The sequence below is a fragment of the Bacillus subtilis subsp. subtilis str. 168 genome (assembly GCF_000009045.1).
Lineage (GTDB): Bacteria > Bacillota > Bacilli > Bacillales > Bacillaceae > Bacillus > Bacillus subtilis.
The window spans coordinates 125,542-148,340 of sequence record NC_000964.3 but is presented as its reverse complement, the minus strand read 5'-3'; the positions used below and the strand labels follow the sequence as shown (position 1 = coordinate 148,340).

The following is a 22,799-nucleotide window of genomic DNA, read 5'->3' as shown; positions in this document are numbered from 1 at the left end:
ACTTATTTTTTCTTGTTAGCTACAGTACGACGCGGACCTTTACGAGTACGCGCGTTGTTTTTAGAGTTTTGTCCGCGAACAGGTAATCCTCTGCGATGACGGATTCCGCGGTAGCTTCCGATTTCGATCAGACGTTTGATATTAAGAGAAACTTCACGGCGAAGGTCACCTTCTACTTTCAGTTTGTCAATAATATCACGGATTTTACCAAGTTCTTCTTCAGTAAGATCGCGCACACGAGTATCTTCTGAAACTCCAGCTTCTTTTAAAACTTGCTGAGCCGTTGTGCGGCCAATTCCGAAGATGTATGTTAAAGAAATAACAACACGTTTGTCACGTGGGATATCTACACCAGCAATACGAGCCATTCTCTGGGCACCTCCTTATAAATTATCCTTGTTTTTGTTTATGCTTTGGATTTTCACAGATCACCATTACTTTTCCTTTTCTGCGAATAACTTTACATTTTTCGCAGATTGGTTTAACTGATGGTCTCACTTTCATGTGTTTCCAACCTCCTTCAGTTTCCGGAGTGCTTTATTTGTAACGGTACGTAATCCTGCCACGAGTTAAGTCATATGGAGATAATTCTACCGTAACTTTGTCTCCAGGTAAAATGCGAATGAAGTGCATGCGGATTTTACCAGATACATGAGCCAAAACAGTGTGGCCATTTTCAAGTTCAACTTTGAACATCGCGTTTGGCAGTGTTTCGACTATAGTACCTTCCACTTCAATTACATCGTCTTTCGCCATTCAAGTGTTCTCCCTTCTTCAAATCAGTAACTTGCTTTCTGACAAATTTCAAAAGAAGTTTGTCACACGCCCTGTTTCGTTTATACTGTTCTGAACTTCCGGAGATACGCAATCATAAAGGGTTAAATGATTGATATTCTTTTTCTTAGGAGAATGAAATGTACGCTTTTCTCCGTCTGCTGTTAGTACATTGATGATGGTTAAAATTCCAACGACAAGAAGCAAGATGAATTCGGTCTTGCCAATGTTCACCCAAGCTTTCTGCCCTATCAAGCTTGAAAAACATCTGTCTTCGGAATTATTTTCATCATCTAGACTCTCGTCAGTATATCAAAACCCGTTTCCGTAATCGCAATCGTATGTTCAAAATGAGCACACTTTTTCCCATCTACCGTTACAACCGTCCAGTTATCAGCCAATGTTTTCACGTAGCGGCTGCCAGCGTTCACCATAGGTTCAATAGCGAGAACCATGCCAGGTTTAAGCCGTGGTCCTTTGTTGGGCGGACCGTAATGAGGAATTTGCGGGTCCTCATGCAAGTCTTGACCAACACCATGTCCGACATACTCCCTAACAACTGAAAACTGCTCATTTTCGACATACGTTTGTATTGCGTGGGAAATATTCGACAAACGTTCACCTGGTTTTGCTTCCTGCAAGCCTTTATATAAAGACTCCTCTGTCACTTCCAGAAGTTTTTTGTCATCATCGCTGATGTTTCCTACCGGATATGTCCATGCAGAGTCACCATGATAACCATTTAATTTAGCACCGATATCAATACTGATGATGTCACCGTCCTTCAGCACCCTGCTGCCAGGTATGCCGTGAACGAGTTCTTCATTAACTGATACGCAAATGCTCCCGCGAAACCCATTATACCCCTTAAAAGATGGGATTGCACCCTGCTTCTTAATAAAACGTTCGGCAATTTGATCCAATTCTTTTGTCGAGATTCCTGGTTTAATGTGCTTTTTTAACTCTTCATGAGTTAAAGCCACGATTCGCCCTGCTTCCCGCATGATACCAAGTTCACGTGGGGTTTTACAGATAATCATTTTTTTAATCCTCCAAGAAGATCCTTCACATCTGCATAAACGTCTTGAATGTCCTGCTGGCCATTCACGTTTGCAAGATAACCTTTCTCTGAATAGAAATCGAGTAAAGGCTGAGTTTGCTTCATGTTTACCTCAAGCCGTTTAGAGACTGTTTCCTCATTATCATCTGCCCGTTGATAGAGTTCGCCTCCGTCTTTATCACAAATACCCGGCGTTTTCGGCGGATTAAAGACTAAATGATAGGTTGTGCCGCAAACACTGCAAATTCTGCGTCCAGTCAGACGTTCCATCAGAACATCTTTGTCGACTTCAATGTTAATGACATAATCAATCGGCTTGCCGTATTCCTCAAGAATTTCTTCAAGAGCTTCGGCTTGAGCGACTGTTCGCGGAAATCCGTCCAGAAGAAAACCTCTTTCACAATCATCTTTGCCAAGTCTCTCTTTTACAATTCCGATTGTGACTTCGTCAGGTACGAGCTCTCCCTTATCAATATAAGATTTTGCTTCGAGTCCGAGTGGTGTTTCTTCTTTCATAGCAGCACGGAACATATCTCCTGTTGAGATATGAGGAATCCCATAATCCTCAACAATTCGTTCGCCCTGTGTGCCTTTACCGGCACCAGGAAGCCCCATTAAGACTAAGTTCATTCGGATTTCCCCCGTCCTCTCTTTATTAAGAGGGAATGGATAAATCCATTTCCTCTAGTTTTTCATAAATCCACGGTAGTTTCGTTTCACCAACTGGCTTTCTAGTTGTTTCATTGTCTCCAAGGCTACCCCGACAACAATTAACAAAGATGTTCCGCCAATTTGTGCACTTTGAGGCAATCCAGCGAATTGAATGAAAAAGATAGGAAGAATGGAAATCACGGCTAAGAATATAGAACCCACAAACGTAAGTCGATACAAAATGCTCGTAATTCTATCTTGAGTCATTTTCCCTGGACGAACCCCCGGGATATAGCCACCCTGTTTTTTAAGGTTATCAGCCATTTGTTCAGGGTTTACCTGTACAAAAGCATAAAAGTACGTAAAGGCAATAATCAACGCAACATATATCGCCATACCCACCGGATGCGTATTATCAAAGTTGTTTTGAATCCACTTTGTCACATCGTTTGTTCCAAAGAATGACGCGATCGTCCGCGGCGTTATCAAAAACGCAACCGCAAAGATTACCGGAATAACCCCTGCAGGATTCACTTTCAATGGAAGGTGTGTAGACTGACCTCCGCCAGCAGGTGAACGACCTGTGCCTTTAGCATATTGAATCGCAATTTTCCGTACGGCTTGCTGAATGAAAATAACTCCAACAATAACTGCTAAAATCGCAATCACAAGAAGTGCGACTTTCACAATATGAATAAACAACTGATCGTTGCTGCCGACAAATTGAGTCTCATATATTTGCCCAATTGTTTTTGGAATACTAGACACAATCCCCGCGAAGATAATGATCGATATTCCGTTGCCTACTCCATGAGAAGTAATTTGTTCCCCAAGCCACATTAAAAAGGCAGTTCCGCCAGTGAGCACTAAAGCAATGATAAGATATGTCGATACACCGGATTTTTCGATCAGCATACCGTTTGCCAGATTGTTGAATCCATATGACATACCTAACGCTTGGATGAAACCAAGCACAATCGTAAAGTACCTTGTGAACTGAGCTAATTTACGGCGGCCAACTTCACCTTGCTTAGACCACTCGGTAAACTTCGGTACCACATCCATCTGAAGCAGCTGAATGATGATCGAAGCCGTGATATAAGGAGTAATTCCCATTGCGAAAATGGAAAATTGGTAAAGCGCACCGCCGCCAAATGTATTAAGGAGATCAAAAACACCCATTTGAGACTGTGCCTGTAACGCTTCAGCGTTAACGTAAGGCACAGGAATAAACGCACCTATGCGAAAGACGATAAGCATGAGTAAAGTGAATATGATTTTATTCCTGATATCACTCACACGCATAAAGTTGGAGATTGTTTTAAACAAGTTAGATCACCTCAGCTGTACCGCCAGCAGCTTCAACAGCTTCTTTCGCAGAAGCAGAGAATTTATTGGCTTTTACAGTTAATTTTTTCTCTAATTTACCGTTGCCAAGAATCTTTACTCCTGCATTAAGTTTGCTAATAACACCAGTCTCTAGAAGAAGTTCAGGAGTGACTTCCGTTCCTTCTGCAAAACCGTTCAATTTGTCTAGGTTGACTACAGCGTATTCCTTGCGGTTGATGTTAGTGAAACCACGTTTAGGAAGACGTTGGAATAAAGGCATTTGTCCCCCCTCGAATCCAGGGCGTACACCGCCGCCAGAACGAGCGTTTTGACCTTTGTGACCTTTACCAGCTGTTTTACCGTTGCCAGAACCAATACCACGACCTACGCGATTACGCGTTTTGCGTGAACCTTCTGAAGGTTTTAATTCATGAAGTTTCATTAGGACACCTCCTTATCCGATCAAATATTTTTATTGTTCTTTAACAGAAACTAAATGAGATACTTTATTAATCATACCACGGATCGCAGCGTTGTCTTCATGAACAACAGTTTGGTTTGTTTTCTTTAAACCAAGTGTTCTTACAGTAACGCGTTGGTCTTCCGGGCGACCGATTACACTTCGTTTGAGGGTAATTTCTAATTTAGCCATTAATGTTCCCTCCTTATCCTAACAGTTCTTCTACAGATTTTCCACGAAGCTTCGCAACGTCTTCAGCACGTTTAAGTTCACTTAAACCTTGAAGTGTTGCACGAATCATGTTGATCGGTGTGTTAGAACCTAAAGACTTAGAAAGGATATCAGCTACACCAGCTAGCTCAAGTACCGCACGTACAGGGCCTCCAGCGATAACTCCAGTACCTTCAGAAGCAGGTTTTAACAAGATGTTACCTGCACCGAAACGTCCGATGATTTCGTGTGGAATTGTAGTTCCAACCATTGGTACTTCAATCAAATTCTTTTTCGCATCTTCAACAGCTTTGCGAATCGCTTCTGGTACTTCTTGTGCTTTACCAGTACCGAATCCTACGTGTCCGTTTTTGTCACCGACAACGACTAGAGCTGCGAAGCGGAAACGACGACCACCTTTAACAACTTTCGCTACGCGGTTAACCGTAACTAAGCGTTCTTCTAACTCTAATTTGCTTGGGTCAATACGACGCATAATCATGTGTCCCTCCTTCTTTTATTAAAATTTAAGTCCAGCTTCACGAGCGGCATCAGCCAAAGCTTTTACACGTCCATGGTATAAGTATCCGCCACGGTCAAATACTACGTCAGAAATGCCTTTTTCAGCAGCGCGTTTTGCAACTAATTCTCCAACTTTAGTAGCAGCAGAAGTATCTCCAGTGCTTTCAACGTTCAAGTCTTTATCGAGAGTAGATGCACTAGCAAGTGTTACACCATTTACATCATCGATGATTTGAGCGTAAATGTGCTTGTTAGAACGGAAAACGTTCAGGCGCGGTCTTTCAGCAGTACCGGAAAGTTTAGCGCGAACACGAGCGTGTCTTTTAAGACGAGCAGCATTTTTGCTAGTTTTCGTAATCATCTAGGTCACTCCTTTCTTCACTTTAAGCGATCTTACTTAGCAGATTTACCTTCTTTACGGCGAACAACTTCACCTTCGTAGCGGATTCCTTTACCTTTGTAAGGCTCTGGAGAACGTACAGCGCGGATGTTAGCAGCAATAGCTCCTACGCGTTCTTTGTCTGTACCTTTTACAACTACTTTTGTTTGAGAAGGAACTTCGATTTCGATGCCTTCTTCAGGAACGATCTCAACAGGATGAGAGTATCCAACGTTTAAAACAAGTTTATTTCCGGATTTAGAAGCACGGTAACCGACACCGACTAATTCCAAACCTCTTTCAAATCCTTTAGATACACCTTCAACCATGTTGCCAAGCAGACTGCGAGTCGTACCATGCAGGGCACGGTGCTCTTTTTGATCAGAAGGACGAGCGACTGTAAGCACATTGTCCTCTACTTTAATCTCCATATCAGGGTGAAACGTACGAGTTAATTCTCCTTTTGGTCCTTTCACAGCTACAGTGTTGTTATCATTTAACGTTACTGTAACATCAGAAGGAATCTCAAGTAGCTTCTTACCTACACGAGACATACCAAACACCTCCATTCATGTTAAACTTCTTACCAAACGTATGCTAGAACTTCTCCACCAGCTTGTTTTGCACGGGCTTCTTTGTCCGTTAAAACACCTTGTGATGTAGAAATAATCGCGATTCCAAGACCGTTAAGTACGCGGGGTACTTCATTAGATTTAGCATAAACACGCAAACCAGGCTTGCTGATTCTTTTAAGACCAGTGATAACGCGCTCGTTGTTTTGTCCGTATTTCAAGAAAACGCGGATAATACCTTGTTTGCTGTCTTCTACGAACTCAACGTCACGAATGAAACCTTCACGCTTTAAAATTTCAGCAATTTCTCTTTTCAATTTAGAAGCAGGAATTTCAAGCTTCTCATGACGTACCATGTTTGCATTGCGAATACGAGTTAGCATATCTGCAATTGGATCTGTCATAACCATTATATAATTACCTCCTTCCCTTTCTTGGGGATTACCAGCTGGCTTTTTTCACGCCAGGAATTTGTCCTTTATATGCAAGCTCACGGAAACAAATACGGCAAAGTTTAAATTTACGAATGACTGAATGCGGACGTCCGCAGCGTTCACAGCGTGTGTACTCTTGTACTTTAAACTTTGGTGTACGTTGTTGTTTCGCAATCATAGACTTTTTAGCCACGATTTCGCCTCCCTTTCATTGATTATTTCTGGAACGGCATACCTACTTGAGTTAATAGCTCACGAGCTTCTTCGTCAGTATTAGCAGTTGTTACGATAACGATGTCCATTCCGCGAACCTTTGTTACTTTATCGTAGTCAATTTCAGGGAAGATTAACTGTTCTTTGATACCAAGTGTGTAGTTACCGCGACCGTCGAAAGATTTTTTAGAAACCCCGCGGAAGTCACGTACACGCGGTAAAGATACAGAAATAAGTTTATCAAGGAAATCATACATGCGCTCTCCGCGAAGAGTTACTTTCGCACCGATAGGCATTCCCTCACGAAGACGGAATCCAGCAATTGATTTCTTCGCACGAGTAACGACAGGTTTTTGACCTGCGATAAACGTTAATTCCTCAACAGCACTGTCGATTGCTTTGGCGTTTTGAACAGCGTCACCAACACCCATGTTGATTACGATTTTTTCGATTTTAGGCACTTGCATGACTGAATCATAGTTGAACTTAGTCATTAAAGCAGGTGCAATTTCTTTATTGTACTTTTCTTTAAGGCGGTTCATGAGATAGACCTCCCTTCCTTTTAATACTATTTATCTAGAACTTGCCCAGATTTTTTTGCTACACGAACTTTTTTGCCATCTTCCACTTTGTATCCTACGCGAGTCACTTCACCTGTTTTAGGATCGAGCGGCATAACGTTTGATACATGAATTGGCGCCTCTTGATTAGAAATACCGCCTTGAGGGTTAGCTTGAGTTGGTTTAGAGTGTTTCTTTACCATGTTAACACCTTCAACTAAAACGCGGTCCTTTTTAGGGAAAGCAGCAAGGATTGTTCCTTGTTTGCCTTTATCTTTACCAGAGATAACCATAACTTTATCGCCTTTTTTTACATGCATCCTGATCGCACCTCCTTGAGTAAGGCATTTATTTCAATTAGATAACTTCTGGAGCTAGAGAAACAATTTTCATAAAGTTGTTTTCACGCAATTCACGAGCAACTGGTCCGAAGATACGAGTTCCGCGTGGGCTCTTGTCGTCACGGATGATAACACATGCATTCTCATCGAAGCTGATGTATGAACCGTCACTTCTGCGCGCTCCGCTTTTAGTGCGAACGATAACAGCTTTTACGACTTCACCTTTTTTGACAACGCCTCCTGGTGTTGCTTGTTTAACCGTGCAAACAATTACATCACCAATGTTAGCTGTTTTACGTCCAGAACCACCAAGAACTTTAATAGTAAGTACTTCACGTGCGCCAGAGTTGTCAGCTACTTTTAAACGAGTCTCTTGTTGAATCATTATTTGTTACCTCCCTTCGGAAAAAGAATTCCGAACTTTATTAGATAATAACAGCTTCTTCGACAACTTCAACTAGACGGAAACGCTTAGTTGCAGACAATGGACGAGTTTCCATGATCTTAACGATGTCACCGATTTTAGCTTGATTATTTTCATCATGTGCTTTGAATTTTTTTGAGTATTTTACGCGTTTACCGTAAAGTGTATGTTTTTTGTATGTCTCAACAACAACAGTAATGGTTTTATCCATTTTGTCAGAAACAACACGGCCTTGGTAAACTTTGCGTTGGTTACGTTCGCTCATGCTCACGACCTCCCCTCAGTGATTATTTATTAGCAGCAATTTCTCTTTCACGAATCACAGTTTTCATGCGCGCGATAGCTTTGCGCACTTCACGAATGCGAGCAGTATTTTCAAGTTGTCCTGTCGCTAATTGAAAGCGAAGATTGAAAAGTTCTTCTTTAAGAGACTTTACTTTTTGTTCAATTTCAGCAGTGGTAAGGTCACGAATTTCATTAGCTTTCATTTGATTCACCACCAATTTCTTCACGTTTTACGAACTTCGTTTTAATTGGCAATTTGTGAGATGCAAGGCGAAGCGCTTCACGAGCAACCTCTTCAGACACACCAGAAATTTCAAATAAAACTTTGCCCGGTTTTACAACAGCTACCCAACCTTCTGGAGCCCCTTTACCGGATCCCATACGTACCTCAAGTGGTTTAGCAGTGTAAGGTTTAGAAGGGAAAATTTTGATCCAAACTTTACCGCCACGTTTCATGTAACGAGTCATCGCAATACGTGCAGCTTCGATTTGACGGTTAGTAATCCAAGAAGCTTCTAGAGCTTGGATACCGAATTCTCCGAAATGTACTTCAGTACCGCCTTTCGCACGGCCACGCATTTTTCCGCGATGCTCTCTGCGATATTTAACGCGTTTTGGTAATAACATATTATTTTCCTCCTTCCTCATTTTTCTTCTTAGTAGGAAGAACCTCTCCACGATAGATCCAGACTTTTACACCAAGCTTACCGTAAGTAGTATCAGCTTCAGATGTTGCATAGTCAATGTCCGCACGTAATGTGTGCAATGGAACAGTTCCTTCACTGTAGTATTCAGAACGAGCGATATCTGCACCGCCAAGACGACCAGAAACCATTGTTTTCACACCTTGTGCTCCAGCACGCATAGTACGTTGGATTTGTTGTTTCTGCGCACGGCGGAAAGAAACACGGTTTTCTAATTGACGAGCGATGTTGTCAGCAACTAGCTGTGCATCAAGATCTGCTCTTTTGATTTCAAGAATGTTAATGTGTACACGCTTGCCAGTAAGGCTGTTAAGGGCTTTGCGAAGTGCTTCGACTTCAGAACCGCCTTTACCGATAACCATACCAGGCTTAGCTGTGTGGATCGTAATGTTAACGCGGTTTGCTGCACGCTCAATTTCTACTTTAGAAACAGAAGCGTCAGAAAGGCGTTTGCTAATGTATTCACGAATTTTTAAATCTTCGTGCAGGAAGTCAGCGTAATCTTTACCAGCGTACCACTTAGATTCCCAATCACGAATGACTCCGATACGAAGACCGACTGGATTTACCTTTTGACCCACTACTTATCCCTCCTTCTTTTCTGATACAACGATTGTAATGTGGCTCGTACGTTTGTTGATTTGGCTCGCACGTCCCATAGCACGTGGGCGGAATCTTTTTAACGTAGGGCCTTCGTCAACGAATGCTTGAGAAATAACCAGGTTGTTAGCGTCCATTTCATAGTTATGCTCAGCATTTGCAATAGCGGATTTTAATACTTTCTCGATAATTGGAGAAGCAGCTCTTGGTGTAAGGTTCAAGATTGATACTGCCTCACCTACTTGCTTGCCTCGAATCAGGTCCATTACTAGACGTGCTTTACGAGGAGCAATACGGACTGTTCTTGCAACAGCTTTAGCTTGCATTTAAAAGCCTCCTCTCTTAGCGTCTTGTTTTTTTGTCATCACTAGCATGACCTTTGTACGTACGAGTTGGAGCGAATTCACCCAACTTGTGCCCTACCATATCTTCAGAGATGAATACAGGCACGTGTTTACGTCCGTCATAGACTGCGATTGTGTGACCAATAAACTGTGGGAAAATAGTAGAACGACGAGACCAAGTTTTTACGACTTGTTTCTTGTCTGTTTCATTTAATTTCTCGATTTTAGTCATCAAGTGTCCATCGACAAATGGTCCTTTTTTTAAGCTGCGAGCCATTTTGGAACCTCCCTTCGTGATTGCACTACGGTCCGAAAAGAACCGTAGACAACCCCGTTATTTATTTTTACGACGACGTACGATAAATTTATCGGATTTGTTCTTTTTCTTACGAGTCTTGAATCCAAGAGTTGGTTTGCCCCATGGAGACATTGGTGATTTACGTCCGATTGGCGCACGTCCTTCACCACCACCGTGTGGGTGATCGTTAGGGTTCATTACAGAACCACGAACTGTAGGACGGATGCCTTTCCAGCGAGAACGTCCAGCTTTACCAATGTTGATAAGTTCGTGCTGTTCGTTACCTACTTGACCGATAGAAGCACGGCAAGCAGAAAGGATCATGCGAACTTCACCAGAGTTAAGACGTACAAGAACGTATTTACCTTCTTTACCAAGAACCTGAGCAGATGTACCAGCTGAACGTACAAGCTGTCCGCCTTTACCAGGTTTTAATTCAATGTTATGCACAACTGTACCAACAGGGATGTTGATAAGTGGAAGTGCATTACCTACTTTAATGTCAGCTTCAGGACCTGACATGATTTCAGTACCTACTTGAATTCCTTTAGGAGCAAGAATGTAACGTTTTTCTCCGTCTGCATAGTTGATTAGAGCGATGTTAGCTGAACGGTTTGGATCGTATTCAACTGTAGCAACGCGTCCAGGTATACCATCTTTATCGCGTTTGAAGTCGATAACACGGTATTGGCGTTTATGTCCGCCACCTTGGTGACGTACAGTCAATTTACCTTGGTTGTTACGTCCGCCTTTTTTGTGAAGGGGAGCAAGCAAGGATTTTTCCGGCTTGTCAGTCGTGATTTCAGCAAAATCTGAAGTTGTCATGCCACGACGTCCATTAGAGGTCGGTTTATACTTTTTAATCGCCATTTTGAATTTCCCTCCTTCTTTTTACAGATAATTAAGCTTCAAAAATTTCGATTTCTTTGCTGTCTGCAGTAAGTTTTACGATCGCTTTTCTGCGACGGCTAGTCATACCAGTGTAGCGTCCAACACGTTTTGATTTGCCTTTGTAGTTCATGATGTTGACTTTGTCAACTTTCACTCCAAAGATGCTTTCAACCGCGTCTTTCACTTCTGTTTTGTTAGCTCTTACATCAACTTCAAAAGTATATTTTTTTTCAGTCATTAAATCGGCAGAACGTTCAGTAATGACGGGGCGCTTTAGAACATCACGAGGATCTTTCATTATGCAAGCACCTCCTCTACTTTTTCAACCGCTGCTTTTGTAATCAGAAGCTTCTCGTGGTTGACAACGTCTAAAACGTTGATTCCGTTAGCTTCAACAACAGTAACTCCAGGAATGTTACGAGCAGATAATGCTACTGCTTCGTTTGCATCCGCAGTTACGATTAAAGCTTTTTTCTCAACAGATAATCCTTTAAGGATAGCTGCCATTTCTTTTGTTTTAGCCGTATCAAGAGTAAGATCTTCAAGAACGATGATGTTGTTGTCGATCACTTTAGAAGACAATACTGATTTGATTGCCAAGCGGCGAACTTTTTTAGGTAATTTATAAGAATAGCTGCGTGGTGTTGGGCCGAATACGACACCACCTCCGCGCCATTGCGGTGAACGGATTGAACCTTGACGGGCACGTCCAGTACCTTTTTGACGCCATGGTTTACGACCTCCGCCGCGTACTTCAGAACGATTTTTTACTTTGTGAGTTCCTTGACGTAAGGAAGCTCTTTGCATAAGAATAGCGTCGAATACAACACTCTCATTTGGTTCGATACCAAATACAGAAGCGTTTAATTCGATGTCACCAGCAGTAGAACCGTTTTGGTTGTATAATGCTACTTTTGGCATAATCAATTTCCTCCTTTCCTAAGAGAATTATTTAGATTTAACAGCACTTTTAACAGTGATTAAAGATTTCTTCGCACCAGGTACGTTACCTTTGATCAAAAGAAGATTGCGTTCTGCATCAACTTTTACGATTTCAAGGTTTTGAACAGTGATTTGCTCTCCGCCCATACGTCCAGGTAATAATTTACCTTTGAATACACGGTTAGGATCTACAGGTCCCATTGAACCAGGACGACGGTGGTAGCGTGAACCGTGAGACATAGGTCCGCGAGATTGTCCGTGGCGCTTGATCGCACCTTGGAAACCTTTACCTTTAGATACTCCTGTTACATCTACGATTTCTCCAGCAGAGAAAATTTCAACCTTGACTTCCTGACCAACTTCATACGCATCCATTTCCACTCCGCGTAATTCTTTAACGAAGCGCTTAGGAGCAGTTTCCGCTTTTGCAACGTGCCCTTTTTCAGGTTTGTTAGAAAGCTTTTCACGCTTGTCGTCAAAACCAAGCTGGATTGCTTCGTAACCGTCGTTTTCAGCTGTTTTCTTTTGAAGAACAACGTTTGGAGCAGCCTCGATAACAGTTACCGGAATAAGATCACCATTCTCAGCGAATACTTGCGTCATACCAATTTTTCTTCCTAAGATTCCTTTGGTCATTCGTCACACCTCCTATTAAGATCATTCTATATTTTAGAATTAAAGTTTAATTTCGATATCGACACCAGATGGTAAGTCTAATCGCATAAGAGCATCAACAGTTTGTGGTGTTGGGTTCACAATGTCGATTAAACGTTTATGTGTACGCATTTCAAATTGCTCACGAGAATCTTTGTATTTGTGCACCGCACGAAGGATTGTGTAAACTGATTTTTCAGTTGGCAACGGAATCGGACCAGATACGCTGGCACCAGAACGTTTTGCCGTTTCAACAATCTTCTCTGCAGATTGATCAAGGATTCTATGATCATATGCTTTCAAACGAATACGAATTTTTTGTTTTGCCATTATTTTCCCTCCTTTTCGCCTACATCACGTTAGACAGTTCTCCGTGAGAAAAACCTGAACACCTTGCCATGGCAAAGCGGCCGGGTGTGTCAGCAACCTCTCACTTCATCGCAGTCAAAGACCAACATACACCATTATACAGAAAATAGGCGCATGTTGCAAGACTTATTTAAAATATGCATGATTTGCACACTTTTTTTATTATACAGGGGTTTTTCTTATTTATCAAGGATCTATCATAAATGGTGTCGTGCATGCCGACTTAATGTGTTCGCGAATAATGATGGCTCCTCAATATGCGGGGTGTGAGCTGAATTCTCAAATTGAAACCAGCGCTTTTCAGGTGCCTCAAGTTCTTGATAATACTGTTTCGATATTTCTGCAGGAACAATTAAGTCATGTTTCCCTGAAATGAAAACACACGGTACTTTAATAGAAGGAACTGATGTAAAAGCATTAAACCGGTACAACTCATCAGTTAAATGTTTTTTACTGAAGCGCAATCCATTAAGGAAGCTGTGCATGTTCCGCACTCCATACTCATTGCCAGTAAGCATTTGAAATAATACAGCGAGAGATTGACGATGACGGTGAGTGAATCCTCCCCTGGTTAGCTCAACACAAAACCGATAGATAAGGTGCTGGATATCCTGCTTCCAAGGCGGAGCACCAATGAAACGTGTAAGGAAAGATAATATGCTGGCTTTTTTTGATTCGGAAATTTCACGAATATGTTGATAAGCAGTTGATTCTTCATCTTGCGGGTTAACAACCTGGCTGATTCCATAATACGTGTAAAATAAATCAGGACGCTGCTGCAGCACATGAAGCGCCAGTATTGATCCCCAAGAATGACCGGCTAGGTAAAGTTTTGATTTTGAAAAATGAGCTAAAAGCCATTGAGTGACTTGGATTGTATCTTTAATGAAGTGATTTATTGTCATAGAGTGATGCGAAATTCGCTTAGAATAAGAAAGCCCCGATCCTCTCTGATCCCAATGAACTACTGTAAAATACTGTTCCAGCTCTTTTTGATAATGTCTAACATATCCGATTTGCGGCGTTCCCGGCCCGCCATGTAAAAAAAGCAGCAATGGATTTTTCACGTCAACTCCATTAATCATCAGCATTTGCTTTGTATTTCCAATGCTTAGTTCTTTCATGATTGCGATTGATTTCTTTTCAGGAATCATAAATATTAACCCCTCGAATATGATAGATCCTATTATACAAGAAAAAGATAAGCAAACAAAAAACGAGACCCACAGGGGTCTCGTTTAAAACCATACTATTACTCAGTGATTGTAGAAACAACGCCTGAACCAACAGTACGTCCGCCTTCACGAATAGAGAAACGAGTTCCTTCTTCGATAGCGATTGTAGAAATAAGTTCAACGTTCATTTCAGTGTTATCTCCAGGCATAACCATTTCTACGCCTTCTGGAAGATGGATGATACCAGTTACGTCAGTTGTACGGAAGTAGAACTGAGGACGGTAGTTAGAGAAGAATGGAGTATGACGTCCACCCTCTTCTTTAGAAAGAACGTAAACTTCAGCTTTGAATTTGCTGTGTGGAGTGATTGTACCTGGTTTAGCAAGTACTTGACCACGTTGGATTTCTTCACGAGATACACCGCGAAGAAGGGCACCAATGTTGTCACCAGCTTCAGCGTAATCAAGAAGCTTACGGAACATTTCAACACCTGTAACAGTTGTTTTCTTGTTCTCTTCTTGAAGACCGATGATTTCAACTTCGTCACCGACTTTAACTTGTCCGCGTTCTACACGGCCAGTAGCAACTGTACCACGACCAGTGATTGAGAATACGTCCTCAACTGGCATCATGAATGGTTTTTCAGTGTCGCGTTCTGGAGTTGGGATGTACTCATCAACCGCATCCATAAGTTCGAAGATTTTAGCTTCCCACTCAGCGTCTCCTTCAAGAGCTTTAAGAGCAGAACCTTTAACAACTGGTACATCATCACCAGGGAAGTCGTATTCGCTAAGAAGATCGCGAACTTCCATTTCAACTAGTTCAAGAAGCTCTTCGTCGTCTACCATGTCGCATTTGTTTAAGAATACAACGATGTATGGTACACCAACGTTTTTAGAAAGAAGGATGTGCTCACGAGTTTGTGGCATTGGGCCATCAGCAGCAGATACTACAAGGATAGCTCCGTCCATTTGCGCAGCACCAGTGATCATGTTTTTAACATAGTCAGCGTGTCCTGGGCAGTCAACGTGTGCATAGTGACGAGTTTCAGTTTCGTACTCAACGTGTGCAGTAGAGATTGTGATACCGCGCTCGCGTTCTTCTGGAGCACCATCAATTTGATCGTACGCCATAGCTGTACCTTTACCAGATTTCTTATGAAGTACTGTTGTGATAGCAGCAGTTAAAGTTGTTTTACCATGGTCAACGTGTCCAATTGTACCAATATTGGCATGTGATTTGGAACGGTCGAATTTTTCTTTAGCCATTCTAAAATCCTCCTTAAGAGCTTTTAATTAGTAATGTATAGAGTGATAGGAAGTGAAAGAAAGCTTTCACTTCCTCATCTTACAATAGTAGTTATACTTGAGTTAAGCGGCAAAATCAATTATTCGCCTTTATTTTTTTTGATAATTTCTTCTGCGACGCTCTTCGGCACTTCTTCGTAGTGATCCATGTGCATAGTGAACGTACCGCGACCTTGCGTATTAGAACGAAGTGCAGTAGCGTAACCGAACATTTCAGCAAGAGGAACCATAGCACGAACAACTTGAGCGTTACCGCGTGCTTCCATACCTTCTACGCGTCCGCGACGTGAAGTGATATCACCCATGATATCTCCCATATATTCTTCTGGAATAACCACTTCCACTTTCATGATTGGTTCAAGAAGAACTGGGTTACATTTGCTGACTGCATTTTTCAATGCCATAGAAGCAGCGACTTTAAATGCCATTTCGTTTGAGTCAACATCATGGTAAGAACCGTCGAAAAGTTTAGCTTTAATGTCGATAAGCGGGAAGCCTGCTAGTACACCATTTTCGAGTGCATCTTCCAGACCTGCTTGAACAGCTGGGATGTATTCACGAGGAACGACCCCACCGACAATCGCATTTTCAAATTCAAAGCCAGCGCCTTCTTCGTTTGGTTCGAATTCGATCCAAACGTGTCCGAACTGACCGCGTCCACCAGACTGACGTACGAATTTACCTTCAACTTTTGCACCGGTACGGAATGTTTCACGGTACGCAACTTGAGGAGCACCAACATTGGCTTCTACTTTAAATTCGCGTTTCATACGGTCAACAATGATATCAAGGTGAAGTTCACCCATACCAGAGATGATCGTTTGGCCAGTTTCTGGGTTTGTTTGAGTACGGAATGTAGGATCTTCTTCAGCAAGTTTCGCTAAAGCGATACCCATTTTATCTTGGTCAGCTTTTGATTTAGGCTCAATAGCAACGTCGATAACTGGTTCTGGGAATTCCATTGACTCAAGGATAACAAGATCCTTCTCATCACATAGAGTATCTCCAGTAGTTGTATCTTTTAGACCTACAGCAGCTGCGATATCCCCTGCGTATACAGTAGAGATTTCTTCACGGCTGTTAGCGTGCATTTGAAGAATACGTCCAACACGCTCACGTTTGCCTTTAGTAGAGTTTTTCACGTATGAACCAGAATCAAGTGTTCCAGAGTACACACGGAAGAACGTCAACTTACCAACGTAAGGGTCAGTCATAACTTTAAATGCTAATGCAGAGAATGGCTCTTCGTCAGAAGAATGACGCTCAATCTCTTCATTTGTATCAGGACGTGTACCTTTGATTGCAGCAACGTCAGTTGGTGCAGGAAGGTAGTCAAGAACAGCATCAAGTACTAGTTGAACACCTTTGTTTTTGAAGGCAGAACCAACAAGAACAGGGTAGAATTCAACATTTAATGTACCTTTACGAATTCCTGCTTTTAACTCGTCAATTGTGATTTCTTCACCCTCAAGGTACTTATCCATAAGCTCTTCATCAAGCTCACATACAGCTTCAATAAGGCTGTTGCGAAGCTCTTCAGCTTGCTCTTTGTACTCTTCAGGGATTTCTTTTGCATCAGAACGAGTTCCGAGGTCATCTTCGTAGAAATACGCAACGTTTTCTACAAGGTCAATGATACCTTCGAAGTTATCTTCAGCACCGATCGGCAATTGAATTGCATGAGCGTTTGCTTGAAGACGGTCTCTTAAAGTTCCTACAGAGTAAAGGAAGTCTGCACCGATTTTGTCCATTTTGTTAACAAAAACGATACGCGGTACTCCATAAGTTGTTGCCTGACGCCAAACAGTTTCTGTTTGAGGCTCAACGCCTGATTGCGCGTCAAGTACAGCAACAGCACCATCAAGTACACGAAGAGAACGTTCAACTTCAACTGTGAAGTCTACGTGTCCTGGAGTATCGATGATGTTTACGCGGTATCCTTTCCACTGTGCAGTAGTCGCAGCGGAAGTGATTGTGATACCACGTTCTTGTTCCTGCTCCATCCAGTCCATTTGTGAAGCTCCTTCATGAGTTTCACCAATTTTGTGGATACGACCAGTATAGAACAAGATACGTTCTGTAGTAGTCGTTTTACCGGCATCGATGTGAGCCATGATACCGATATTACGAGTTTTTTCTAAGGAGAACTCTCTTGCCATTGGGTAATTTCTCCTTCCTTATTAGGAAATTGTGTTTTGTTAATCTATAAATCCTACCAGCGATAGTGAGCAAATGCTTTGTTTGCTTCAGCCATCTTATGAGTGTCTTCACGTTTCTTAACAGCAGCACCAGTGTTGTTAGCTGCGTCAAGGATTTCGTTAGCTAAACGCTCTTCCATCGTTTTTTCTCCACGAAGACGAGCGTAGTTAACTAACCAGCGAAGTCCAAGAGTCGTACGACGTTCAGGACGAACTTCTACAGGAACTTGGTAGTTCGCACCACCTACACGGCGTGCTTTTACTTCAAGTACAGGCATGATGTTTTTCAATGCTTGTTCGAAAACCTCCATTGCATCATTGCCAGTACGTTCTTTAATGATATCGAATGACTTGTATAGGATCGTTTGAGACTTACCTTTTTTACCATCGATCATCATTTTGTTGATTAAACGAGATACAAGCTTAGAGTTGTAAATCGGATCAGGTAAAACATCTCTTTTTGCTACAGGACCTTTACGTGGCATCTGAATATCCTCCCTTCATCAATTATGCGTATTTTCGTATATTATTTTGCTTTAGGTTTTTTCGTACCGTATTTAGAACGGCCTTGTGCACGGTTTTCAACTCCAGCAGTATCAAGCGCACCACGAACGATGTGGTAACGTACCCCTGGTAAGTCTTTTACACGTCCGCCGCGGATAAGTACAACACTGTGCTCTTGCAGGTTGTGACCGATACCAGGAATGTAAGCAGTAACCTCGATTCCGTTAGTCAAACGAACACGAGCATATTTACGAAGTGCTGAGTTCGGTTTTTTCGGTGTCATTGTACCAACACGAGTACATACCCCGCGTTTTTGTGGAGAAGATACGTTAGTGTGCTCTTTTTTAAAGCTGTTGTATCCTTTGTTAAGTGCAGGAGACTTTGAGTTTTCTACTTTACTCACGCGTCCTTTGCGAATTAGCTGATTAATTGTAGGCATGAATTTTTCCTCCCTTCATTACGTTTTATAACCCACATACCCAGGTGGTTCATCAAAAGGCAAAAAACAATGTCTTTACACAAGATGGAATCTTACGCAAAAACAAAAGTACGTTATAAAATAATGGCAACAGCGGCTGCTCCTACCTCAATTCCGCAGGCTTTGCCGAGCTTTTTCATGGATTCAACCATTGAGACAGAGATACCTTGATCTTCAGCAAGTGAAACAACACTTGACGTGAGTATCGGATCTGCGTCTTTTGCAACGACTACTTCCTTTACTGAACCTCGCTTTAGAGCTTTCACTGTTTGCTTCGTACCAATAATAATTGATTTGGCCTGTGATACTTTATCATAAGACATAAACATATCCTCCAAAGTAACAGGTTTATTTCGAGCACCTTGGTTATATTATCATTCTAGGAGACGAATGTCAACAAGGTATGACATTTTTTAGATTCGTTCTTCTCATAGAGTGACTTTTTCATAAATATATCTGCTGAAAGACTGTTTTTGCAGTCTTTCAGCAGAGTTAAATCAGTTATTCAACCGGGACCATATCGTCAGTCGGCTGAACATTTGATACTGGTTTTACTTTACGGTATTTCATCATTCCTGTACCTGCTGGAACAAGCTTACCGATGATAACATTCTCTTTCAAGCCGAGAAGCTCGTCACGCTTACCTTTGATCGCTGCATCTGTAAGGACACGTGTTGTTTCCTGGAAGGAAGCAGCAGATAAGAATGAATCAGTTTCAAGAGATGCTTTTGTAATACCGAGTAAGACAGGACGGCCTGTAGCTGGTCGGTTGCCTTCAAGCAATACCTTTTTGTTCGCTTCAGTAAATTGGTGAATATCAAGCAATGTACCTGGAAGCACATCAGTGTCACCGGCATCAATCACGCGTACTTTGCGAAGCATCTGGCGAACCATTACTTCTACGTGTTTATCACCGATTTCAACACCCTGCATACGGTAAACCTTTTGAACCTCATGGAGAAGATACTCTTGAACAGTCGTCAGGTCAGTCACTTTAAGAAGTTCTTTCGGATCGATTGAACCTTCTGTCAGTACTTGGCCTCGAGTAATTTTATCTCCTTCCGCTACTTTCAGGCGGGAGTTGTAAGGTGCCGTATAAGAACGTGTTTCCACTGCGCCTTGAACCACAATTTCCTGTTGCTTATCACGAACTTCATTGATCTCAACGACTGTACCGTCGATTTCTGTAATTGTTGCCTGACCTTTCGGATTACGCGCTTCGAAAAGCTCTTGGATACGCGGAAGACCCTGTGTGATATCGTCTCCGGCAACCCCGCCTGTATGGAATGTACGCATTGTTAACTGTGTACCAGGCTCACCGATTGATTGGGCAGCAATGATTCCGACAGCTTCACCGACTTCAACATCGGAGCCAGTTGCAAGATTTCGGCCATAGCATCGTTTACATACACCATGAGGCGTATTACATGTGAAGGCAGAACGGATCCACACTTCTTCAATGCCGGCTTCGACAATCTCCAGTGCTTTATCTTCATCGATCAGTTCGTTTTCATTCACAAGCACTTCACCTGTTTCAGGGTGCTTCACTTGTTTTCTTGCAAAACGTCCGATTAAGCGTTCTTCTAAGCGCTCAATTGTTTCAGTTCCTTCTTTAAGAGGCTTAGCAAGAATGCCTCGGTCAGTTCCGCAATCAGTTTCACGGATGATAACATCCTGAGCAACGTCAACGAGACGGCGTGTAAGGTAACCTGAGTCAGCAGTTTTAAGAGCGGTATCGGCAAGACCTTTACGCGCACCGTGTGTGGAGATAAAGTACTCCAATACTGTCAGACCTTCACGGAAACTTGATTTGATCGGCAACTCAATGATACGTCCAGCCGGGTTGGCCATCAGGCCGCGCATTCCGGCAAGCTGCGTAAAGTTAGATGCGTTACCACGGGCACCAGAGTCACTCATCATGTAGATCGGGTTGAGTTCATCAAGTGATTTCATCAGTTTGCCTTGGATAACGTCTTTTGCAGCACTCCAGATAGAGATGACTCTCTCATAGCGTTCTTCTTCAGTGATAAGACCGCGGCGGAATTGCTTCATAACGTTGTCAACTTTGCTTTGCGCTTCCTCAAGAATTTCTTGTTTATCATCGAGTACGACGATGTCAGAAACCCCAACTGTAATACCAGCTTTAGTTGAATATTTGAAACCTAGGTTTTTCATGCGGTCAAGCATTTTAGACGTTTCCGTAATATGGAATCGTTTAAAGATTTCCGCGATGATTTTACCCAGAATGCCTTTTTTAAACGGCGCATTGATTGGCTGCTGTGCGATAACAGCTTTAACATCAGCACCTTTTTCTAAGAAGAAACGGTCAGGTGTTTTCTCTTCAATGTTGCTCTTCGTTGGTTCATTCATGTAAGGGAATGATTCCGGAAGAATTTCATTGAAGACAAGCTTACCGACAGTTGTAATTAACAATTTTGAGCGCTGTTCTTCGGTAAATGTCACATTCTTAAGTGAGTTAGCTGCAACAGCTACTCTCGTATGAAGGTGAACATATCCGTTTTGATAAGCAAGAAGCGCTTCGTCTGTATTCTTGAAGACCATACCTTCACCGACAGCACCGGCACGCTCAAGTGTCAGGTAATAGTTACCTAGTACCATATCCTGAGACGGTGTTACAACCGGTTTACCATCTTTAGGGTTCAAGATGTTTTGAGCAGCAAGCATCAAGATGCGTGCTTCAGCTTGTGCTTCAGCAGATAATGGTACGTGAACCGCCATTTGGTCACCGTCAAAGTCAGCGTTGTAAGCTGTACATACGAGCGGGTGAAGACGGATTGCGCGTCCTTCAACAAGCGTTGGTTCAAACGCCTGGATACCTAATCTGTGAAGTGTAGGGGCACGGTTCAGCAGTACCGGATGCTCCTTAATAACTGATTCTAGTACATCCCAAACTTCAGGCTGTACGCGCTCAATTTTGCGTTTCGCACTCTTAATGTTGTGAGCAAGACCTTTTTCAACAAGTTCTTTCATAACGAAAGGTTTGAAAAGTTCAAGTGCCATTTCCTTCGGTAATCCGCATTGGTACATTTTCAAATGAGGACCAACAACGATTACAGAACGTCCGGAGTAATCGACACGTTTACCAAGAAGGTTTTGACGGAAACGGCCTTGCTTCCCTTTCAGCATGTGAGAAAGAGATTTTAACGGTCTGTTTCCAGGACCTGTTACAGGGCGTCCGCGGCGGCCGTTGTCAATTAGGGCATCGACAGCCTCTTGAAGCATACGCTTTTCGTTTTGAACGATGATGCTAGGCGCACCAAGGTCCAAAAGGCGTTTCAAACGATTGTTACGGTTGATGACACGACGATAAAGGTCATTCAAATCAGAAGTCGCAAAACGTCCGCCATCTAGCTGAACCATCGGTCTAAGCTCCGGAGGAATAACAGGAAGCACATCAAGGATCATCCAAGAAGGCTTGTTTCCTGAGTTACGGAAGGCTTCTAAAACTTCAAGACGTTTGATCGCACGAGTACGGCGTTGTCCTTGTGAAGTTTTCAGCTCTTCTTTTAACATATCAACTTCTTTTACAAGATCGATATCTTGAAGAAGTTTATGAATTGCTTCAGCACCCATAGATGCTTGGAATTTATTACCGTATTTATCAAGATAAGCACGGTATTCTTTCTCAGACAGAAGCTGTTTCTTTTCAAGCGGTGTATTCGCCGGATCAGTTACAACGTAAGAAGCAAAGTAAATGACTTCTTCTAAAGCACGAGGTGACATATCCAGCACAAGACCCATACGGCTTGGAATACCTTTGAAATACCAAATGTGGGAAACTGGGGCAGCCAGTTCAATGTGCCCCATTCTCTCACGACGGACTTTAGCCCGTGTTACTTCGACTCCGCAGCGGTCACAAACTACGCCTTTATAACGAACTCGCTTGTACTTCCCGCAATGACATTCCCAGTCCTTAGTCGGTCCGAAAATGCGTTCGCAGAATAGACCGTCCTTTTCAGGTTTTAACGTACGATAGTTTATCGTTTCAGGCTTTTTCACTTCACCAAAAGACCATGAACGGATTTTATCTGGTGAAGCAAGACCGATGTTCATATACTCAAAATTGTTCACATCTAGCAAGGGGCCTACCTCCCTTTTTA

The 22,799-nt window shown here is 42.4% G+C and carries 35 protein-coding genes; all 35 read right to left on the bottom strand.

Annotated features, from left to right (window positions below):
- Positions 1-2: 2 nt before the first annotated feature.
- A complete protein-coding gene (gene rpsM, locus BSU_01410) occupies positions 3-368 on the bottom strand; it encodes a ribosomal protein S13 (RefSeq protein NP_388022.2) in 366 nt (121 codons plus the stop codon).
- A gap of 22 nt (positions 369-390) precedes the next feature.
- Positions 391-504 (bottom strand): ribosomal protein L36 (ribosomal protein B), encoded by a 114-nt coding sequence (gene rpmJ / locus BSU_01400; protein NP_388021.1) that lies wholly within the window; start codon positions 502-504, stop codon positions 391-393.
- Between the two features lie 33 nt (positions 505-537).
- Positions 538-756: an initiation factor IF-I gene (infA, locus tag BSU_01390; RefSeq protein ID NP_388020.1), complete on the bottom strand. Its 219-nt coding sequence runs from the start codon at positions 754-756 to the stop codon at positions 538-540.
- 48 nt (positions 757-804) lie between these two features.
- Positions 805-1,029, bottom strand: coding sequence for a putative ribosome binding protein (ybzG, locus tag BSU_01389; protein ID YP_003097669.1), 225 nt, complete (start codon positions 1,027-1,029; stop codon positions 805-807).
- Positions 1,030-1,067: 38 nt separating this feature from the next.
- Positions 1,068-1,814, bottom strand: coding sequence for a methionine aminopeptidase (gene mapA / locus BSU_01380; protein NP_388019.1), 747 nt, complete (start codon positions 1,812-1,814; stop codon positions 1,068-1,070).
- A complete protein-coding gene (gene adk, locus BSU_01370; RefSeq protein NP_388018.1) occupies positions 1,811-2,464 on the bottom strand; it encodes an adenylate kinase in 654 nt (217 codons plus the stop codon). Before adk ends, mapA begins: the two co-directional genes overlap by 4 nt.
- Positions 2,465-2,518: 54 nt before the next feature.
- Positions 2,519-3,814: a preprotein translocase subunit gene (gene secY, locus BSU_01360; protein NP_388017.1), complete on the bottom strand. Its 1,296-nt coding sequence runs from the start codon at positions 3,812-3,814 to the stop codon at positions 2,519-2,521.
- 1 nt (position 3,815) lies between these two features.
- Positions 3,816-4,256, bottom strand: a complete 441-nt coding sequence (gene rplO / locus BSU_01350) for a ribosomal protein L15 (RefSeq protein NP_388016.1) — start codon at positions 4,254-4,256, stop codon at positions 3,816-3,818.
- A 30-nt stretch (positions 4,257-4,286) separates the two neighbouring features.
- On the bottom strand, positions 4,287-4,466 hold the full coding sequence (gene rpmD, locus BSU_01340) for a ribosomal protein L30 (BL27) (protein NP_388015.1): 180 nt from the start codon (positions 4,464-4,466) through the stop codon (positions 4,287-4,289).
- Positions 4,467-4,479: 13 nt separating this feature from the next.
- The gene (gene rpsE, locus BSU_01330; protein NP_388014.1) at positions 4,480-4,980 is read right to left on the bottom strand and encodes a ribosomal protein S5; all 501 of its coding nucleotides are present in this window, start codon (positions 4,978-4,980) and stop codon (positions 4,480-4,482) included.
- A gap of 24 nt (positions 4,981-5,004) precedes the next feature.
- On the bottom strand, positions 5,005-5,367 hold the full coding sequence (rplR, locus tag BSU_01320) for a ribosomal protein L18 (RefSeq protein ID NP_388013.2): 363 nt from the start codon (positions 5,365-5,367) through the stop codon (positions 5,005-5,007).
- A gap of 32 nt (positions 5,368-5,399) precedes the next feature.
- On the bottom strand, positions 5,400-5,939 hold the full coding sequence (gene rplF / locus BSU_01310) for a ribosomal protein L6 (BL8) (RefSeq protein NP_388012.1): 540 nt from the start codon (positions 5,937-5,939) through the stop codon (positions 5,400-5,402).
- A gap of 29 nt (positions 5,940-5,968) precedes the next feature.
- Positions 5,969-6,367, bottom strand: a complete 399-nt coding sequence (rpsH, locus tag BSU_01300; RefSeq protein ID NP_388011.2) for a ribosomal protein S8 (BS8) — start codon at positions 6,365-6,367, stop codon at positions 5,969-5,971.
- 31 nt (positions 6,368-6,398) lie between these two features.
- On the bottom strand, positions 6,399-6,584 hold the full coding sequence (gene rpsNA / locus BSU_01290) for a ribosomal protein S14 (RefSeq protein ID NP_388010.1): 186 nt from the start codon (positions 6,582-6,584) through the stop codon (positions 6,399-6,401).
- Positions 6,585-6,606: 22 nt separating this feature from the next.
- The gene (gene rplE / locus BSU_01280) at positions 6,607-7,146 is read right to left on the bottom strand and encodes a ribosomal protein L5 (BL6) (protein NP_388009.1); all 540 of its coding nucleotides are present in this window, start codon (positions 7,144-7,146) and stop codon (positions 6,607-6,609) included.
- A gap of 26 nt (positions 7,147-7,172) precedes the next feature.
- A complete protein-coding gene (gene rplX, locus BSU_01270) occupies positions 7,173-7,484 on the bottom strand; it encodes a ribosomal protein L24 (BL23) (RefSeq protein ID NP_388008.1) in 312 nt (103 codons plus the stop codon).
- 37 nt (positions 7,485-7,521) lie between these two features.
- Positions 7,522-7,890, bottom strand: coding sequence for a ribosomal protein L14 (gene rplNA / locus BSU_01260; protein ID NP_388007.1), 369 nt, complete (start codon positions 7,888-7,890; stop codon positions 7,522-7,524).
- A 40-nt stretch (positions 7,891-7,930) separates the two neighbouring features.
- Entirely contained in the window at positions 7,931-8,194 is a 264-nt protein-coding gene (rpsQ, locus tag BSU_01250) for a ribosomal protein S17 (BS16) (RefSeq protein NP_388006.1), read from the bottom strand.
- Positions 8,195-8,216: 22 nt separating this feature from the next.
- Positions 8,217-8,417 (bottom strand): ribosomal protein L29, encoded by a 201-nt coding sequence (rpmC, locus tag BSU_01240; RefSeq protein ID NP_388005.1) that lies wholly within the window; start codon positions 8,415-8,417, stop codon positions 8,217-8,219.
- On the bottom strand, positions 8,407-8,841 hold the full coding sequence (rplP, locus tag BSU_01230; protein ID NP_388004.1) for a ribosomal protein L16: 435 nt from the start codon (positions 8,839-8,841) through the stop codon (positions 8,407-8,409). Before rplP ends, rpmC begins: the two co-directional genes overlap by 11 nt.
- A 1-nt stretch (position 8,842) precedes the next feature.
- Complete coding sequence (gene rpsC / locus BSU_01220; RefSeq protein ID NP_388003.2) at positions 8,843-9,499, bottom strand: ribosomal protein S3 (BS3); 657 nt, start codon at positions 9,497-9,499, stop codon at positions 8,843-8,845.
- 3 nt (positions 9,500-9,502) lie between these two features.
- A complete protein-coding gene (rplV, locus tag BSU_01210; protein ID NP_388002.1) occupies positions 9,503-9,844 on the bottom strand; it encodes a ribosomal protein L22 (BL17) in 342 nt (113 codons plus the stop codon).
- Positions 9,845-9,860: 16 nt separating this feature from the next.
- Entirely contained in the window at positions 9,861-10,139 is a 279-nt protein-coding gene (gene rpsS, locus BSU_01200; protein NP_388001.1) for a ribosomal protein S19 (BS19), read from the bottom strand.
- A 57-nt stretch (positions 10,140-10,196) separates the two neighbouring features.
- Entirely contained in the window at positions 10,197-11,030 is an 834-nt protein-coding gene (rplB, locus tag BSU_01190; RefSeq protein NP_388000.2) for a ribosomal protein L2 (BL2), read from the bottom strand.
- A 31-nt stretch (positions 11,031-11,061) separates the two neighbouring features.
- The gene (rplW, locus tag BSU_01180; RefSeq protein ID NP_387999.2) at positions 11,062-11,349 is read right to left on the bottom strand and encodes a ribosomal protein L23; all 288 of its coding nucleotides are present in this window, start codon (positions 11,347-11,349) and stop codon (positions 11,062-11,064) included.
- On the bottom strand, positions 11,349-11,972 hold the full coding sequence (gene rplD, locus BSU_01170; protein ID NP_387998.1) for a ribosomal protein L4: 624 nt from the start codon (positions 11,970-11,972) through the stop codon (positions 11,349-11,351). Before rplD ends, rplW begins: the two co-directional genes overlap by 1 nt.
- 27 nt (positions 11,973-11,999) lie before the next feature.
- Positions 12,000-12,629 carry a ribosomal protein L3 (BL3) gene (gene rplC, locus BSU_01160; protein NP_387997.1) on the bottom strand — a complete coding sequence of 210 codons (630 nt, stop codon included), beginning with the start codon at positions 12,627-12,629 and terminating at the stop codon, positions 12,000-12,002.
- A gap of 39 nt (positions 12,630-12,668) precedes the next feature.
- Positions 12,669-12,977, bottom strand: coding sequence for a ribosomal protein S10 (BS13); transcription antitermination factor (gene rpsJ / locus BSU_01150; protein NP_387996.1), 309 nt, complete (start codon positions 12,975-12,977; stop codon positions 12,669-12,671).
- 236 nt (positions 12,978-13,213) lie between these two features.
- Entirely contained in the window at positions 13,214-14,170 is a 957-nt protein-coding gene (gene ybaC, locus BSU_01140) for a putative proline iminopeptidase (protein ID NP_387995.2), read from the bottom strand.
- Between the two features lie 98 nt (positions 14,171-14,268).
- Positions 14,269-15,459 (bottom strand): elongation factor Tu, encoded by a 1,191-nt coding sequence (tufA, locus tag BSU_01130; protein ID NP_387994.1) that lies wholly within the window; start codon positions 15,457-15,459, stop codon positions 14,269-14,271.
- A 119-nt stretch (positions 15,460-15,578) separates the two neighbouring features.
- The gene (fusA, locus tag BSU_01120; protein ID NP_387993.2) at positions 15,579-17,657 is read right to left on the bottom strand and encodes an elongation factor G; all 2,079 of its coding nucleotides are present in this window, start codon (positions 17,655-17,657) and stop codon (positions 15,579-15,581) included.
- A gap of 53 nt (positions 17,658-17,710) precedes the next feature.
- Positions 17,711-18,181 (bottom strand): ribosomal protein S7 (BS7), encoded by a 471-nt coding sequence (gene rpsG, locus BSU_01110; RefSeq protein NP_387992.2) that lies wholly within the window; start codon positions 18,179-18,181, stop codon positions 17,711-17,713.
- A gap of 41 nt (positions 18,182-18,222) precedes the next feature.
- Positions 18,223-18,639: a ribosomal protein S12 (BS12) gene (rpsL, locus tag BSU_01100; RefSeq protein NP_387991.2), complete on the bottom strand. Its 417-nt coding sequence runs from the start codon at positions 18,637-18,639 to the stop codon at positions 18,223-18,225.
- Between the two features lie 113 nt (positions 18,640-18,752).
- Entirely contained in the window at positions 18,753-19,001 is a 249-nt protein-coding gene (gene rulS / locus BSU_01090; protein ID NP_387990.1) for a K-turn RNA binding protein; alternative ribosomal protein L7A, read from the bottom strand.
- A gap of 178 nt (positions 19,002-19,179) precedes the next feature.
- Positions 19,180-22,779, bottom strand: a complete 3,600-nt coding sequence (gene rpoC / locus BSU_01080) for an RNA polymerase (beta' subunit) (protein ID NP_387989.2) — start codon at positions 22,777-22,779, stop codon at positions 19,180-19,182.
- Between the last annotated feature and the right edge of the window lie 20 nt (positions 22,780-22,799).

Coding starts and splice junctions, on each gene's coding strand:
- rpsE (NP_388014.1), bottom strand. CDS start 4,980: ATGCGTCGTATTGACCCAAGCAAATTAGAGTTAGAAGAACGCTTAGTT.
- rplR (NP_388013.2), bottom strand. CDS start 5,367: ATGATTACGAAAACTAGCAAAAATGCTGCTCGTCTTAAAAGACACGCT.
- rpsG (NP_387992.2), bottom strand. CDS start 18,181: ATGCCACGTAAAGGTCCTGTAGCAAAAAGAGATGTTTTACCTGATCCG.
- mapA (NP_388019.1), bottom strand. CDS start 1,814: ATGATTATCTGTAAAACCCCACGTGAACTTGGTATCATGCGGGAAGCA.
- adk (NP_388018.1), bottom strand. CDS start 2,464: ATGAACTTAGTCTTAATGGGGCTTCCTGGTGCCGGTAAAGGCACACAG.
- rplC (NP_387997.1), bottom strand. CDS start 12,629: ATGACCAAAGGAATCTTAGGAAGAAAAATTGGTATGACGCAAGTATTC.
- ybaC (NP_387995.2), bottom strand. CDS start 14,170: ATGATTCCTGAAAAGAAATCAATCGCAATCATGAAAGAACTAAGCATT.
- rpmC (NP_388005.1), bottom strand. CDS start 8,417: ATGAAAGCTAATGAAATTCGTGACCTTACCACTGCTGAAATTGAACAA.
- rpsL (NP_387991.2), bottom strand. CDS start 18,639: ATGCCTACAATTAATCAGCTAATTCGCAAAGGACGCGTGAGTAAAGTA.
- rplF (NP_388012.1), bottom strand. CDS start 5,939: ATGTCTCGTGTAGGTAAGAAGCTACTTGAGATTCCTTCTGATGTTACA.
- rpmD (NP_388015.1), bottom strand. CDS start 4,466: ATGGCTAAATTAGAAATTACCCTCAAACGAAGTGTAATCGGTCGCCCG.
- rplP (NP_388004.1), bottom strand. CDS start 8,841: ATGTTATTACCAAAACGCGTTAAATATCGCAGAGAGCATCGCGGAAAA.
- rpsH (NP_388011.2), bottom strand. CDS start 6,367: ATGGTTATGACAGATCCAATTGCAGATATGCTAACTCGTATTCGCAAT.
- rplE (NP_388009.1), bottom strand. CDS start 7,146: ATGAACCGCCTTAAAGAAAAGTACAATAAAGAAATTGCACCTGCTTTA.
- rplD (NP_387998.1), bottom strand. CDS start 11,972: ATGCCAAAAGTAGCATTATACAACCAAAACGGTTCTACTGCTGGTGAC.
- rplNA (NP_388007.1), bottom strand. CDS start 7,890: ATGATTCAACAAGAGACTCGTTTAAAAGTAGCTGACAACTCTGGCGCA.
- rpsS (NP_388001.1), bottom strand. CDS start 10,139: ATGGCTCGCAGCTTAAAAAAAGGACCATTTGTCGATGGACACTTGATG.
- rulS (NP_387990.1), bottom strand. CDS start 19,001: ATGTCTTATGATAAAGTATCACAGGCCAAATCAATTATTATTGGTACG.
- rplX (NP_388008.1), bottom strand. CDS start 7,484: ATGCATGTAAAAAAAGGCGATAAAGTTATGGTTATCTCTGGTAAAGAT.
- infA (NP_388020.1), bottom strand. CDS start 756: ATGGCGAAAGACGATGTAATTGAAGTGGAAGGTACTATAGTCGAAACA.
- tufA (NP_387994.1), bottom strand. CDS start 15,459: ATGGCTAAAGAAAAATTCGACCGTTCCAAATCACATGCCAATATTGGT.
- rpmJ (NP_388021.1), bottom strand. CDS start 504: ATGAAAGTGAGACCATCAGTTAAACCAATCTGCGAAAAATGTAAAGTT.
- rplW (NP_387999.2), bottom strand. CDS start 11,349: ATGAAAGATCCTCGTGATGTTCTAAAGCGCCCCGTCATTACTGAACGT.
- rpsJ (NP_387996.1), bottom strand. CDS start 12,977: ATGGCAAAACAAAAAATTCGTATTCGTTTGAAAGCATATGATCATAGA.
- fusA (NP_387993.2), bottom strand. CDS start 17,657: ATGGCAAGAGAGTTCTCCTTAGAAAAAACTCGTAATATCGGTATCATG.
- rplO (NP_388016.1), bottom strand. CDS start 4,256: ATGAAACTTCATGAATTAAAACCTTCAGAAGGTTCACGCAAAACGCGT.
- rpsM (NP_388022.2), bottom strand. CDS start 368: ATGGCTCGTATTGCTGGTGTAGATATCCCACGTGACAAACGTGTTGTT.
- rplV (NP_388002.1), bottom strand. CDS start 9,844: ATGCAAGCTAAAGCTGTTGCAAGAACAGTCCGTATTGCTCCTCGTAAA.
- rplB (NP_388000.2), bottom strand. CDS start 11,030: ATGGCGATTAAAAAGTATAAACCGACCTCTAATGGACGTCGTGGCATG.
- rpsQ (NP_388006.1), bottom strand. CDS start 8,194: ATGAGCGAACGTAACCAACGCAAAGTTTACCAAGGCCGTGTTGTTTCT.